The sequence below is a fragment of the Methylomagnum sp. genome (assembly GCF_054333355.1).
The window spans coordinates 1-13,294 of record NZ_JBTEKS010000091.1 but is presented as its reverse complement, the minus strand read 5'-3'; the positions used below and the strand labels follow the sequence as shown (position 1 = coordinate 13,294).

Here is a 13,294-nt window from a genome sequence, read left to right as displayed (position 1 = left end):
CACGACAGCCGAGTCTGATCGTGGGCTGAAGCCCACTCCCACGACCCTCTCCCGACTTGAGCGTTATTCACACTCGTAAGCCTTCACCGTCCGCCCATTCTTATCCACGGTCTCCAGCCGCACCTTGAAGCCCCACAAGCGGCGGACGTGCTTCAGCATCTCGTGGGTGGTGTCGCCCAAGGGACGCCGGTCGTGCTGATAATGGCGGAGGGTCAGGGAGCGGTCGCCCCGGGTATCGACCCGGTAGACCTGAATGCTCGGCTCCATGTTGCCCAGATTGTTCTGCTCGGATAGGACGTGCCGCACGTAGCGATAGCCTTCCTCGTTGTGGATGCCGGTGATTTCCAATTCCCGGTGGGTGTCGTCGTCCAGCACGCTGAACAGCTTGAAATCCCGGATCACCTGCGGCGAGAGGTATTGGGCGATGAAGCTCTCGTCCTTGAAATTGCGCATGGCGAAGTCGAGCGTCTTCACCCAATCGCTGCCCGCGATTTCCGGGAACCAATAGCGGTCCTCGGCGGTGGGTTCCTCGCACACGCGGCGGAGGTCGCTCATCATCGCGAAGCCCAGGGCATACGGGTTGATGCCGGAAAAATACTTGCTGCTGTACGGCGGCTGGTAGACCACGTTGGTGTGGGACGACAGGAATTCCAGCATGAAGCCGTCGTCCACCAACCGCTCCTGGTACATCCGGTTCAGGATGGTGTAGTGCCAGAAGGTCGCCCAGCCTTCGTTCATGATCTTGGTCTGGCGCTGCGGATAGAGGTATTGGGCGATCTTGCGGACGATGCGGATGATTTCCCGCTGCCAAGGCTCCAGCAGCGGGGCGTTCTTCTCGAAGAAATACAGCAGGTTTTCCTCGGGTTCCGGCGGGAAGTTCGGCGTCTGTTCGGCGGCTTGCTTCTCCTTCTTCGGGATGGTCCGCAACCACAAATCGTTGACCTGGGATTGCAGATATTCCTCGCGCTCCTTCTGCCGCGTCTCCTCCTCGGTCATGGACAGGGGCGGCGGGCGGCGATAGCGGTCCACGCCATAGCCCATCAAGGCGTGGCAGGAATCCAAAAGCTCCTCCACCGCCCGCACGCCGTGGCGCTCCTCGCATTCGGTGATGTAGTTGCGGGAGAACAGCAGGTAATCGACGATGGCGTCGGCGCTGGTCCAGGTCTTGAAGAGATAGTTGCCCTTGAAGAAGGAGTTATGGCCGTAGCAGGCGTGGGCGATGACCAACGCCTGCATGGTCATGGTGTTCTCCTCCATGAGATAGGCGATGCAGGGATTGGAGTTGATGACCAGTTCGTAGGCCAGCCCCATGTGGCCGCGCCGGTAGCTTTTCTCCACCGAGAGGAACTGCTTCCCGAACGACCAGTGCGGGTAGAACACCGGCATCCCGGTGCTGGAATAGCAGTCCATCATCTGCTCGGAGGTGATGACCTCGATCTGGTTGGGATAAGTGTCCAGACTGTAATCCGCCGCGATGCGGCCGATTTCGGCGTCGTATTCGCGCAATAACTCAAAGGTCCATTCGGACCCGTCGGAAATGGGTTGGCGATTCATGCGGCCACGCGCTGTTTCTTGAAGAGTTCCCGGAACACCGGATAAATGTCCGCCGCGCCATAAATGGGCTGCAAGGCGAAATTGGGCCAGTATTCGGCCACCTTTTCATATTCCATCCACAGGCTGTGCGGCTCGTGGTTGTTGATCTCGATGTAGGCGTAATACTGCACGCAAGGCATGATGTCCTCCATGAGCAAGCGGTGGCAGTTGGTGGAATCCTCCGGCCAGTTATCGCCGTCGGAGGCCTGGGCACCGTAGATGTTCCAGTCGCGGCTGGGATAGCGGTCGCGGATCACGTCGCGCATCAATTCCAGGGCGCTGGACACGACCGTGCCGCCGGTCTCGCGGGAATAGAAGAAATCCTGCTCGTCCACTTCCATGGCGACGGTGTGGTGGCGGATGAACACCACGTCGGTGCGCTCGTAATTGCGGCTCAGGAACAGGTAGAGCAGCAGGAAGAAGCGCTTGGCGAGGTTCTTCTTGATCTCGTCCATGGAGCCGGACACGTCCATCAGGCAGAACATCACGGCCTGGGTGGTGGGCTTGGGCACCTGGACCCGGTTGCGGAACCGCAGGTCGAAGGTGTCGATGAACGGCACGGCGGCGACTTTCTGTTCGAGGCGGGCGATTTCCTCGCGGAGTTTTTCGATCAGCGCGGCGTCGGGCGGGTCCGCCCGCAACAACTCTTCCAATTCGTCTTCTAACTCGCGCAAGCGGTCCCGCGACGGCGCCCGCAGGGCGGTGCGGCGGGCCAGCGCCTCGCGCATAGAGCGCACGACATGGATGTTGGACGGCGAGCCGTCGGCGGTGAATCCGGCCCGTTGGCTCTTGAACGCCACCTCGCGGGCCAATTGACGCTTCACCAGGTTGGGCAGTTCCAAGTCCTCGAAGATGAATTCCAGGAATTCCTCCCGCGATAACTCGAACACGAAGTCATCCATGCCCTCGCCGGAATCGCTGGCTTGATTGCCCCGGCCACCGCCGCCCTCGTCCGGGCGCGGCACCTTGTCGCCGGGGATGAATTCCTTATTGCCCGGCTGCACAACTTCCCGGCGTCCGCCTTTACCGTGGCGGAACACCGGCTCGGAAATATCCTTGGAGGGAATCTGGATGTTTTCGCCCCGGTCGATGTCCTTCACCGAGCGCTTGGCGACCGCGTCCGCGACGGCTTTTCTGATTTGGCCGCGAAACCGCTGGAGAAAGCGCTGCCGGTTGACGGCGCTTTTGTTCTTGGGGTTGAGGCGGCGGTCTATGAATTGGCTCATGGGCGTTGCTCAAAAGTTAAGCAGGGCCGGGGCACGTAGGCCGCAGCCTGGTATTTAGACGGTCCCTTGCTTCCGGGGAATCTCGGCCATTCGCATGACCAACCGCAAGGCTTCGTTTACGGCGGCGTCGTTCGGAAATGCCTGCGCGATATCTGGCTCCAAAAGCACGACATTGGTTTCGGCCTTAATGTGATTCGCGTATTTGCCGCGCACCATTTCGCCAAAATCCGACCTTTTATATTCGGGCCGAAGCTCATCATCACGAAGTTCCGGTTTATCCGTTTTCATAAATTTGTCTTTCGGAATTAGTTGCCAGTCTAGCGCTGATAATGCGAACCATATTTCCACACTCCGTATGGGAAATGGCAAGCAAACGATATTGGGACGGCATACCAAAAGTCACGAAGCGTTCTTCATTAATGGAGTGATCCGGGTCGCGACCAGTATTGGAAAGTGGATCGCGTAAAGCCGTGGTTGCCTCTTCAAATGTTACCCCGTGTTTACGCTGGTTCGATGCCGCCTTATTCGTATCCCAGTCAAAATTCATCGGGATTATTCCTTAATACGCGGAATAATATAACCAGCCAAATCAGATGGGGTGGGCATGAGTGCATGCCCACCCCACGGGTATATTAGGACGACTTCCTAACCCGCAAATACCACTCGCACAACAACCTTACCTGCTTCGCCGTATACCCCTTAAGCACCATCCGGTTCACGAATTCCTCGTGCTTCTTGGCGTCGTCCTGTGACGCCTTGGTGTTGAAGGAAATCACCGGCAGCAATTCCTCGGTGTTGGCGAACATCTTCTTTTCGATGACCGCCCGCAGCTTTTCATAGCTGGTCCACGCCGGGTTCTTGCCCGCGTTCCGGGCCCGCGCCCGCAGCACGAAGTTCACCACCTCGTTGCGGAAGTCCTTCGGATTGCTGATGCCGGCGGGCTTCTCGATCTTCTCCAATTCCTCGTTCAGGGCGCGACGGTCGAAGTTCTCGCCGGTATCGGGGTCGCGGTATTCCTGATCCTGAATCCAGAAATCGGCATAGGTCACGTACCGATCGAAAATGTTCTGACCGTACTCGGAATAAGATTCGAGATAGGCCGTCTGAATTTCCTTGCCGATGAACTCCACGTAACGCGGCACCAGGAATTCCTTGATGAAGCGCAGATAGCGCTCCTGCACTTCCGGCGGGTATTGCTCCTGGGGAATCTGCTGTTCCAGGGTGTAGAGCAGATGCACCGGGTTGGCTGCGACTTCGGAATGATCGAAGTTGAACACCTTGGACAGAATCTTGAAAGCGAACCGGGTGGACAATCCCGCCATGCCCTCATCAACCCCGGCGAAATCGCGGTATTCCTGATAGGACTTGGCTTTCGGGTCAGTGTCCTTGAGATTCTCGCCGTCGTAAATCCGCATCTTGGAATAGATGTTGGAATTCTCCGGCTCCTTCAACCGGGACAGCACGGCAAATTGGGCCAGCATCTTGAGCGTGTGCGGGGCGCAGGAGGCTTGCGAGAGGGAGCTGTGGGCCAGCAATTTCTCGTAAATCCTGACTTCCTCGGAGACCTTCAAGCAGTACGGCACCTTGACCACATACACGCGGTCGAGGAATGCCTCGTTGTTCTTATTGTTCTTGAATTGCTGCCATTCCGATTCGTTGGAATGGGCCATGATGACGCCTTCGAAGGGGATGGCGGACAGCCCTTCCGTGCCCTTGTAGTTGCCCTCTTGCGTCGCGGTCAGCAGCGGGTGCAACACCTTGATGGGCGCTTTGAACATTTCCACGAATTCCATGATGCCCCGGTTGCCCAGGCACAGGCCGCCGGAATAGCTGTAGGCGTCCGGGTCGTCCTGGCTGAAGCGCTCCAGCTTGCGGATATCGACCTTGCCCACCAGGGAGGAAATATCCTGGTTGTTCTCGTCGCCCGGCTCGGTTTTAGAGACCGCCCGTTGGTCGAGGATGGAAGGCCGCACCTTGACGACCTTGAACTTGGTGATGTCGCCGTTGTACTCGTGCATCCGCTTCACCGCCCACGGCGACATGATGGTGTTGAAGTAGCGACGCGGAATGCCGTATTCGGATTCGAGGATTTTGCCGTCCTCGTCGGGATCGAACAGGCCCAAGGGCGATTCCCAAATGGGCGAACCCTTGATGGCGTAGAACGGCACCTGCTCCATCAACTGCTTGAGCTTCTCCGCCAGCGAGGACTTGCCGCCGCCCACCGGACCCAACAGATACAGGATTTGCTTGCGCTCCTCCAACCCTTGGGCGGCGTGGCGGAAATACGCCACGATTTGCTCAATGGTTTCTTCCATGCCATAAAAATCAGAAAACGCCGGATAACGCTTAATGATTTTATTGGCGAAAATCCGGGACAGCCGGGTATCGAGCCGGGTATCCACCAATTCGGGTTCACCGATGGCGATGAGCATCCGTTCCGACGGGCTGGCATAAGCGGTCGGATCATTCCGGCACATTTCCAGGTATTCCTGGAGTGAATATTCTTCTTCGCGATTCTTTTCGTAACGGGTTTGATAATGATCGAAAATACCCATAAATCGAATACTCCTCTGCGCCTTGGCAGATTCTTCGTAAAATGATTCGTCTGTGTCGAAAAAAAGCGACGGTCAAGGTTCTCGCCTGATTATGCGCGACGAGAAGGCGCGAGACGATTTCTATCATAGCAAACGGCAAATAAACCGTTCGGGCGGAATATCCGCTGACTTATGGTCTTTTACCGTTTAAGACGTAGCCTACCATAATTCGTTCCTATTCCCGCCAGCCCCCGGGGAAATCGGTGAAGGCGGGTTTGGGCGGCTTGGTGTTGGGAAGGGGATGGGACCACGGTTGTGGGGTGGGGGTGTTTAACGCCCCGAATCAAGCCGCTCGCGCCGGACTGGCCGAAGGGTGAACAGCCCGGCTCAACGGGTTTCCATTCACGATGCGAGAGGCTTAACGCGCATGGAAATCCAGCATTGAACGTGCCGTAAGGACGGGGTGGTCGCCATTCGGAATGGCAACAAAAAAGCCTTACGGTTTCCCGTAAGGCTTTTGAGTGTTTGGTGGGTCGTGTGAGACTCGAACTCACGACCACTGCATTAAAAGTGCAATGCTCTACCGACTGAGCTAACGACCCATTGAGCCGCGAATTATAGTAATCCAAGGCCGTGGTGGCAAGCCTTGAATACCGTCAAAATAAGGGCGGCGGGCCAGCGCCGGCCGCTTGCTCTGGAAGGGCGGCAATTCGATGGGTTGGGGGCTTGACCGCGCATGGGCTAGGTCGCGGGATGTGGTCAACAGCCCTGCCTGGTTTTGGAAAACCACGTTTGTCTGCGAAACTTGCGCCCGCGCCGCGTGACTAACGAGCGGCGTGCGGGAAGGACGGCCAATCAAGCCCGCCTCTGGATGCAACTTATTTTTTGGAAAGCCACTATGTTCAGCATTTTTTCAAGCCCCGACTGGCTCGGGAACGGCTCCTCACTGCCCCTGATCCATGGCGGTGGCGATGGTGACGGCATGGGGTTGGTGGGACTCCTCGACAGCCTGCTCGAAACCATCAACCGGGGTTTGGAGCCGGGATCGTCCTGGAACCCAATCGCCGGCATCGCGGCGCTTGGCACCAATGTGCATCCCCTCGTCGTGCATTTCCCCATCGCCTTCCTGGTCGGCTTCCTGCTGTTTGAGGTGGCCGGCCTAGTGCTGCGTCGGCCCGCCATTCGGCAGGCCGCTGGCGTCATGCTGTACCTGGGCGCTGGCGGCGCGGTGCTTGCCGCCGCCGCCGGCTTGGTCGCCGAAGCCACCGTCCCCCATGGGGCAGAGGTGCATGAGATCATGGAATGGCATAAACGCCTTGGCCTCACGGTGGCGTTCTTGTCCGTGGCCATGGCGATTTGGCGGGCGCTGGCGGGTGGATACTTCACCTCGCCCATGGCTCAGGCGTTCCATTTGATCCTGGCTGGCATTATCGCGGTCTGCCTGTTTTTTGGGGCCGATCTGGGTGGGCTGATGGTTTATCAGTACGGAGTCGGCGTGAAGGGGATGCAGTCGGCGGAGGAATCCCATCGGCATCAGCACGAGCAGGCGAATAACGCCCCCCATACGCACCACGAGTGAGCGAGTCTTGTGGGAGTGGGCTTCAGCCCACGACTAGGGGCAAGCCAGGCTTGTCTTGTCGCGGGCTGAAGCCCGCTCCCACGGGGGGCTAGAATGCCTGTTCCCAAGGCTTCGACAACACCACCGCCGAATGGATGATCCCGACCATGGAATAGGTCTGCGGAAAATTCCCCCACATTTCGCCCGTCGCGGGGTCGGTGTCTTCGGACAGCAGCCCCAAATGATTCCGGCAATTCAGCATGTCCTCGAAGATGGCGCGGGCGTCCTCCTTGCGGCCAATGGACGCCAGGGCGCTAATCAGCCAGAACGTGCAAATATTGAAGGCGTTCTTGGGCGCGCCAAAATCGTCCTGCTCCACATAGCGCATCATGTGATTGCCGCGCCGCAGCTCCTTTTCCACGGACTCCACGGTGCCGAGAAAGCGCGGATCGTCGGCGGCCAGGAATTGCAGGTCGTGGAGCAGCAACAAGCTGGCGTCCAGTTCCGTCCCGCCGAAACTGCCGACGAAGGTTTCCCGGCCCGGGTCGTAGGCCAGCTCCAAGATTTCCGCCCGGATGCGCTCCGCTTGTGCCCGCCAATAATTGGCGCGGTCGTGAAACTCCATGCGGTGGGCAATGCGGCACAGGCGGTCGCAGCCAGCCCAGCACATCACCGCCGAGAAGGTATGCACCCGCGCAATGCCCCGGAACTCCCACAGGCTGGCGTCCGGCTGGTTGTAGAGCCGGGCGCACTGATAGCCCAAGTTTTCCAGGCGCTCGAACAGGCGCCGGTCGCCCGGATGGGCCAAGCGGCGGTCGAAGAACGCCTGGGTCGCGGCCATGATAACGCTGCCGTAGACATCGTTTTGCACATGCTCGTAAGCCTGATTGCCGACCCGCACCGGGCCGTGGTTGCGGTAGCCCGAGAGCGTGTCGATCATCCGCTCCACCAGCTTGCTTTCCAGGGCGATGCCATAGACCGGCTGCAACAGGCTTTCCTTGGCGCCCGCCGCGATGTTGGCGATGTACCGGAGATATTCCTCCATGGTCTTGGTGGTGCCGAGCCGGTTCAGCGCGTTGATGACGAAATAGGCGTCCCGCAGCCAGCAAAACCGATAGTCCCAATTGCGCTCCGTGCCCGCCGCCTCCGGGATGGAGGTGGTCATGGCGGCGATGACGGCGCCGGTCTCCTCGAAACAACAGAGCTTCAGCGTGATGGCGGCGCGGATCACTTCCGCCTGCCACTCGAAGGGAATCGACAGGGACCGCGCCCAATCCCGCCAGTAGTGCAGGGTTTGTTCGTGGCTTTCGCGGGTGGCGTCGGCGACCGAGCTTCGTAACGGGTCATCCGCGCCGAAGGACAGCGCGGCGGGCTGCTCCAGCAGGAAGGGCACCTCGTCCAGCACGAACGAGACCGGCACGTTGGTGGTCATGCGGTAGGTCACGGTGTGGCCCACATAGTTGATGTGGTTCGAGCCATGGACCGTCCGCATCCGCGCCGCGCCGTAGCTGTGGGTGGGGCGCAGCCGGACCCGGATGCGCGGCGTGCCGTGCAGGGGCTTCAACAGGCGGATCAAGCGCTGGGGACGGTGCATCCGGTCATAGCAGATGAAGCGGGGCGCGAAGTCGGTGATTTCCACGGCGGAGCCGTGCTGGTCGTACAGGGTGGTGAGCAGGATGGCGGTGTTGGGTTCGTAGTGCTGCTCGCTGTAGGCGAAGTCGTCGATCAGCACATCGAAGAAGCCGTCGGCGGTGTCGCTGTCGTCGCTGTCGCTCTTCCCGTCCCCGTTAATCAGGCTGCAAAACAAAGGGTCGCCATCGAAGCGGGGCAGGCAGCACCAAACCACCCTCCCCCGCCGATTGATGAGGGCGCTGAAAGCGCAGTTGCCGACGACGCCGAGTTCGAGGTCGCTCATGAGGAAGCCTCTTGCCATAGGAGTGACATTCGAAACGCCAAGCCGAAGGGGGCGACGGCGCGTATTCCGTGGGAGCGGCTCACGCTTTCGCTAACCTGACTTAGCAAAAATCTTCAGTACAGGAATCCGGTGATGACTAGATTTCGTTGCTGATTAAGTACGCCAAAGCAAGCCTCGGACTCCAGCGTCCGTTTCCCACACATCCGCTTAGCGTTTTCGGGAAGGTTGATTTGCGGCCAGATTCCCGTTGAGAAATCCGACCGCGAGAAAGATGGCGGGGTTCCCCCTCCGGCCTTATTCGGCAGTTAGGAGGCTTGCGCCAAATCGGGCCGCTTGGCGAGAATCGGGCCAAGCATCTGTTGGAGGGTTTTGGCGGTGATGGTTTTGTCCTTCTCGGCGGCTTTCGCCACGGACAGGGCGACTTCGGCCAAGTCGGGCCGCCTCTCCATAATCATGGTCAACGCCTGCAAGGCCGCTTTGCGCACATACCATTCCATTTCGGACACCACCGCCTTGGCGATGGCGAGGGTCAGGACGCCGTCGGCCATTTCCGGGCGCTTCTTGACGATCATTTCCAGCGTTTGATAGGCCGCTTCGCGCACCTCGTCCTCGCCCTCGGCGGCCACGGCCTTGGTGATGGCGAGGGCGGCCTCCGCCAGTTCGGGGTTCTTGTCGAGGATCAGCCCCAGGGTCTGCTGGGCGGCTTGGCGGATATCCCATTGATCGTTGGCGGCGGCGGCCTTGGCGACCGCCATGGTCAGCGTGGTGTCGGCCAGGTCGGGGCGCAGCTTGACGATCATTTCCAGGGTCTTCCGGGCCGCTTCCCGGACATCCTCGTGCTTGTCCATGACCGAGGTCTTCGCCACGGCCAGCACCGAGTCGGCCAGGTGTGGTCGCTTCCTCACCACCAGACTTATCGCCAACAGCGCCGCCTCGCGGATGCGCGGGTTATCGTCCAGCGCGGCGGCGCGGGCCACGGCCAGGGTCACGGTGGCGTCGGCGGCGGTCGGATTGTCGGGCAGGGATTCGGCCAGCGCCCGGATGAATTCCGGCGTGTCCGCCAGCAAGGCTTGCACGATCCGGCTGGCGAAACTCACGGTGATGAGAGAAAGCTGCGCGCCGCCATGCAACAACAACGATGCGTTCATGTTAGATCAGCCTTTTGAATTAGTTGCTTGCCATGCGGAATTCCGCCAAGCCCCGGCATATAGGGCATTCGGAGGATGGAAACCATCGGGATCATTACGGACCTCTCTTTTCCGAAGGCGTGGGTTTCGAAAGAGTACACAGAGCGTAACCCACAGTCGCTCGACAATCTAGCGTTCATGCCAATATCGGCGCTGTTCCCGGCGATATTCCCCGGCCCGTAACCCGCCCGCCCGGCCCATGACCACGGCGATGGCTCCGGCGCTGGCGGTGTTCAAGACCTTGGCGCCGATGGCGGCGTAGCGGTCCAGCACCTCCCGATGGGGAAACCCGAAACGGTTGAGATAGCCCGCCGGCATCAAGGCCAGCCGGGGATTCACCGCCGCCAGGAACTCGCGGGTCGAGGAGGTCTTGCTGCCGTGATGCGGCACCACCAGCACCTCGCTGCGCAGAGCTTCGCCATATTTCTCCACCAGCAGGTTCTCGGCCATGCGCTCAATGTCGCCGGTCAACAGGGCTGTGTGTTCCCCGCCCCCGACCCGCAGCACGCAGGAGTTGTCGTTGTCCTTCTCGCTCGCCTGAATCGGACCGAGCATCTCGAAATCCACGCCATCCCAGGTCCAGCGCTGGCCGATCCCGCACAGCACGGCGGGAAATTCCGCCAGCCGCGTCGGCACGCTGGTGTAAAGCATTTCCACCGGAAACCGCCGCAGCAAGGTGTTGGCCCCGCCGCTGTGGTCGTTATCGCCATGGCTGACCACCAGCGCGTCGATGCGCCCGAGTCCGCGCTGGCGGAGGAACGGCTCGATGACCGCGCCGCCCATGTCGAAGCGCGGACTGAATTGGGCACCGGTGTCGAACACCAGCGTCCGGCTCCGGGTTTCCACCACCGAGGCCAAGCCTTGCCCTACATCCAGCAAGGTTAGTCGGAATACGCCCAGGGACAATGGCTCGGGTTCCACCGTGGCGGCGGGCACCAGCAGCACCAGTCCCAGCCAGCGGGCCGGAATCCCTCTCGGGGCCAGCAATAGCAGCGTTCCGGCCATGGCTAGGGGAATGGTCCAGAAGGGCGGCTCGGCGTGGGTCCATTGCGCCAGAGGCAACGCCGCCAGCCATTCCAGCGCCGGCCAGATTTGCACCAGAACGATTTCGGCCAGATGCAGCAACCCGGCCCCCAGGAATTGAATCACCGGCAGAAGCAAGGCACCGACCAGGCAGACCGGAATCAACAACGTGCCCAGCACCGGCACCGCCAGCAGATTGGCAAGGGGCGACACCAGGGACACTTGCCGGAAGAACAGCAGCAGCACCGGCGCGAGGCCCAGCGCCGTGGCCCAGTTGATCCGCACCAGCGACCACCCCGCGCCGGTTCTTCCCGTCCGCCCCGAGAGAACAAAGGCCATCAACGCCACCGCGCCAAAAGACAACCAGAAGCCGGGCGACAGCACGGCCAGCGGGTCATACAGCGTCACCGCCAAGAGGGCCGTGGCGAGGATATGGGGCGGGTTGAGGTTCCGTTGCAGGATGACCGCGCCCATGGCGACGCCGACCATCAGCATCGCCCGCTGGGTGGGAATGGTGAAATCGGCCAAGGCGGAATAAAGCCAGGCGGCGGCGAGTCCCGCCAGGGCGGCGATAAGCGGCGGCGACCAGCGCAGCACCCCCAGCCACGCGACGGCCCGGCGCGTCAGGAAAAACACGAATCCGGCGATTAAGCCAATATGGGAGCCGGACACGGCCACCAAGTGCGCGGTGCCGGTTTTGCGCAGCACGTCCCATTGTTCCGGGGTGATGTCGTCCTCATGCCCCATGGTCAGCGCCTTGACCAGACCCGCCACCGGACTTCCGGCCAGGGTTTCGGAGAGTTGGTCGTATACCGCCTGCCGCCAGACCCGGCGCGACAGGACATCCGCCCCGCCGCCTTCAAGCCGACGGTTATCGGGAGATTTCCGCACATAGCCCACGGCGCGGATGCCCTGGGCGAACAGCCATTGCTCGTAATCGAAGCCGCCGGGATTCAACATGCCGTGCGGGCGGCGCAGGCTGACCCGCAGCCGCCAGCGCTCGCCCGCTTTCGGCGCGGCGGTTACGTCGTACCAATTCAGCCGGACCCGCTTCGGAATTTGCGCGGCGGCGGGTTCAAGCACCGCGTCAATGGCGAAATCGAAGCGCGCCCCCCGCTCCATGGCGTCGGGGATGGACAGCACGGTGCCCTCGATCACGGCGATTTGCCGTTCCGTCATGGTCGGCAAGGCGTCGCGCAGGCGGATGGCGGCATAGCCCGTGGCCCACAGCAGGCCGAACCCGAACGCCGCCACGCCCAGCCAGCGCCACCGCAGGCTGACGGCGCAAGCCAAGCTCAGCGCCGCGCAGAGTCCGAGGCCGGGCAATTCGGTAAGCTGTTGAATCAGTAGCGCCCCGGCGACGAAACCCAAGGCAAGGCGGGGCATGGGCGGGCCGGACGACCGGAAAAGTTCTTTCAACTTTAAATTTCGTATTCGTAAAATAATAAGGTTCCAATAAGAATCATCCCAATAAACCTACCCCCATTACCGCTATGCCAAAAAAATTATTGAAACGCTTTTTGCCGGACCCCAAAAAAATAAAAGAAATCAAGGCATTGGAATTCCTGGGGGACAAGCTGCACGCGCCCAACCTGTGGCACCTCAATCGGCGCTCCGTGTCGCGGGCCTTCGCCATCGGCCTGTGGGCGATGTATACGCCACCGCTGCCCTGGCAACAGGTCATCGCCGCCATCGGGGCCATTTATTTCAGCGCCAACCTACCCATCGCCGTGGCCCTGGTCTGGATCACTAATCCCCTGACCTGGCTGCCGATGTACTACTTCGCCTACGAGGTCGGCGCTTACGCCATGGGTTCGCAGACCTTCAGCTTCGATCAATTCTCGGGGTTGTTCAGCATCGAAAAGGCGATGGAGCTGGGCACGCCGCTGTTGGTGGGCTGCTTCATCCTGATGAATCTGGGCGCGGTCATCGGGTATTTCGGCATCCAGTATTTGTGGCGACGGTCGGTGCTGCACCAGTTGGATTTGCGCAAGTTCCGCGACAAGGAACTCGATACCTCCATCATGGTGCGGGAGAGCTATGCCACGTATAAGAAATTCCTAGAGCATCGGCATAAGCACCACGGGGAGGGGGAGAGCCAGGAATAGTTGCTCGTAGTCCCGCGTAGGTCGGACATGTTATTTCATGCCATTGGAGTGCAAGATTCATCTTCGGGACTTACGTTAGTCATAAACCCGTGGGAGTGGGCTTTAGCCCACTATTAATACAGCTTCTCGTGGGCTAAAGCCCACTCCCAC

Annotated in this window: 10 protein-coding genes and 1 tRNA gene; 2 read left to right on the top strand and 9 right to left on the bottom strand. The window is 60.4% G+C overall.

Features of this window, described 5'->3' with window-relative positions; genetic code table 11:
- Positions 1-63: 63 nt before the first annotated feature.
- The 6 genes from ACXWUF_RS09240 to ACXWUF_RS09215 all read right to left on the bottom strand — a co-directional run bounded on the left by ACXWUF_RS09240 (position 64) and on the right by ACXWUF_RS09215 (position 5,955).
- Positions 64-1,554, bottom strand: a complete 1,491-nt coding sequence (locus ACXWUF_RS09240) for a SpoVR family protein (RefSeq protein ID WP_458494382.1) — start codon at positions 1,552-1,554, stop codon at positions 64-66.
- Positions 1,551-2,819, bottom strand: coding sequence for a YeaH/YhbH family protein (locus ACXWUF_RS09235; protein ID WP_458494381.1), 1,269 nt, complete (start codon positions 2,817-2,819; stop codon positions 1,551-1,553). The genes ACXWUF_RS09240 and ACXWUF_RS09235 overlap by 4 nt, the downstream gene beginning before the upstream one ends.
- A gap of 54 nt (positions 2,820-2,873) precedes the next feature.
- The gene (locus ACXWUF_RS09230; protein WP_458494380.1) at positions 2,874-3,107 is read right to left on the bottom strand and encodes a hypothetical protein; all 234 of its coding nucleotides are present in this window, start codon (positions 3,105-3,107) and stop codon (positions 2,874-2,876) included.
- Positions 3,094-3,366 (bottom strand): BrnT family toxin, encoded by a 273-nt coding sequence (locus tag ACXWUF_RS09225; RefSeq protein WP_458494379.1) that lies wholly within the window; start codon positions 3,364-3,366, stop codon positions 3,094-3,096. The genes ACXWUF_RS09230 and ACXWUF_RS09225 overlap by 14 nt, the downstream gene beginning before the upstream one ends.
- An 85-nt stretch (positions 3,367-3,451) precedes the next feature.
- Positions 3,452-5,374 (bottom strand): PrkA family serine protein kinase, encoded by a 1,923-nt coding sequence (locus ACXWUF_RS09220; protein WP_458494378.1) that lies wholly within the window; start codon positions 5,372-5,374, stop codon positions 3,452-3,454.
- Positions 5,375-5,879: 505 nt separating this feature from the next.
- Positions 5,880-5,955, bottom strand: a tRNA-Lys gene (locus tag ACXWUF_RS09215).
- A 296-nt stretch (positions 5,956-6,251) separates the two neighbouring features.
- On the opposite strand from ACXWUF_RS09215, the gene ACXWUF_RS09210 reads away from it, so the two are divergent.
- Positions 6,252-6,932 carry a DUF2231 domain-containing protein gene (locus ACXWUF_RS09210; RefSeq protein ID WP_458494377.1) on the top strand — a complete coding sequence of 227 codons (681 nt, stop codon included), beginning with the start codon at positions 6,252-6,254 and terminating at the stop codon, positions 6,930-6,932.
- A gap of 88 nt (positions 6,933-7,020) precedes the next feature.
- On the opposite strand, the gene ACXWUF_RS09205 is transcribed toward ACXWUF_RS09210, so the two are convergent.
- The 3 genes from ACXWUF_RS09205 to ACXWUF_RS09195 all read right to left on the bottom strand — a co-directional run bounded on the left by ACXWUF_RS09205 (position 7,021) and on the right by ACXWUF_RS09195 (position 12,455).
- On the bottom strand, positions 7,021-8,826 hold the full coding sequence (locus ACXWUF_RS09205) for a glycoside hydrolase family 15 protein (RefSeq protein ID WP_458494376.1): 1,806 nt from the start codon (positions 8,824-8,826) through the stop codon (positions 7,021-7,023).
- Between the two features lie 305 nt (positions 8,827-9,131).
- The gene (locus ACXWUF_RS09200; RefSeq protein ID WP_458494375.1) at positions 9,132-9,974 is read right to left on the bottom strand and encodes a hypothetical protein; all 843 of its coding nucleotides are present in this window, start codon (positions 9,972-9,974) and stop codon (positions 9,132-9,134) included.
- Between the two features lie 168 nt (positions 9,975-10,142).
- A complete protein-coding gene (locus ACXWUF_RS09195) occupies positions 10,143-12,455 on the bottom strand; it encodes a DNA internalization-related competence protein ComEC/Rec2 (protein ID WP_458494374.1) in 2,313 nt (770 codons plus the stop codon).
- A 101-nt stretch (positions 12,456-12,556) separates the two neighbouring features.
- Here ACXWUF_RS09195 and ACXWUF_RS09190 point away from each other — a divergent pair, with 101 nt between their 5' ends.
- Positions 12,557-13,144, top strand: coding sequence for a DUF2062 domain-containing protein (locus tag ACXWUF_RS09190; RefSeq protein WP_458494373.1), 588 nt, complete (start codon positions 12,557-12,559; stop codon positions 13,142-13,144).
- The last annotated feature ends 150 nt before the right edge of the window (positions 13,145-13,294 follow it).

Coding starts and splice junctions, on each gene's coding strand:
- ACXWUF_RS09240 (WP_458494382.1), bottom strand. CDS start 1,554: ATGAATCGCCAACCCATTTCCGACGGGTCCGAATGGACCTTTGAGTTA.
- ACXWUF_RS09235 (WP_458494381.1), bottom strand. CDS start 2,819: ATGAGCCAATTCATAGACCGCCGCCTCAACCCCAAGAACAAAAGCGCC.
- ACXWUF_RS09230 (WP_458494380.1), bottom strand. CDS start 3,107: ATGAAAACGGATAAACCGGAACTTCGTGATGATGAGCTTCGGCCCGAA.
- ACXWUF_RS09225 (WP_458494379.1), bottom strand. CDS start 3,366: ATGAATTTTGACTGGGATACGAATAAGGCGGCATCGAACCAGCGTAAA.
- ACXWUF_RS09220 (WP_458494378.1), bottom strand. CDS start 5,374: ATGGGTATTTTCGATCATTATCAAACCCGTTACGAAAAGAATCGCGAA.
- ACXWUF_RS09210 (WP_458494377.1), top strand. CDS start 6,252: ATGTTCAGCATTTTTTCAAGCCCCGACTGGCTCGGGAACGGCTCCTCA.
- ACXWUF_RS09205 (WP_458494376.1), bottom strand. CDS start 8,826: ATGAGCGACCTCGAACTCGGCGTCGTCGGCAACTGCGCTTTCAGCGCC.
- ACXWUF_RS09200 (WP_458494375.1), bottom strand. CDS start 9,974: ATGAACGCATCGTTGTTGTTGCATGGCGGCGCGCAGCTTTCTCTCATC.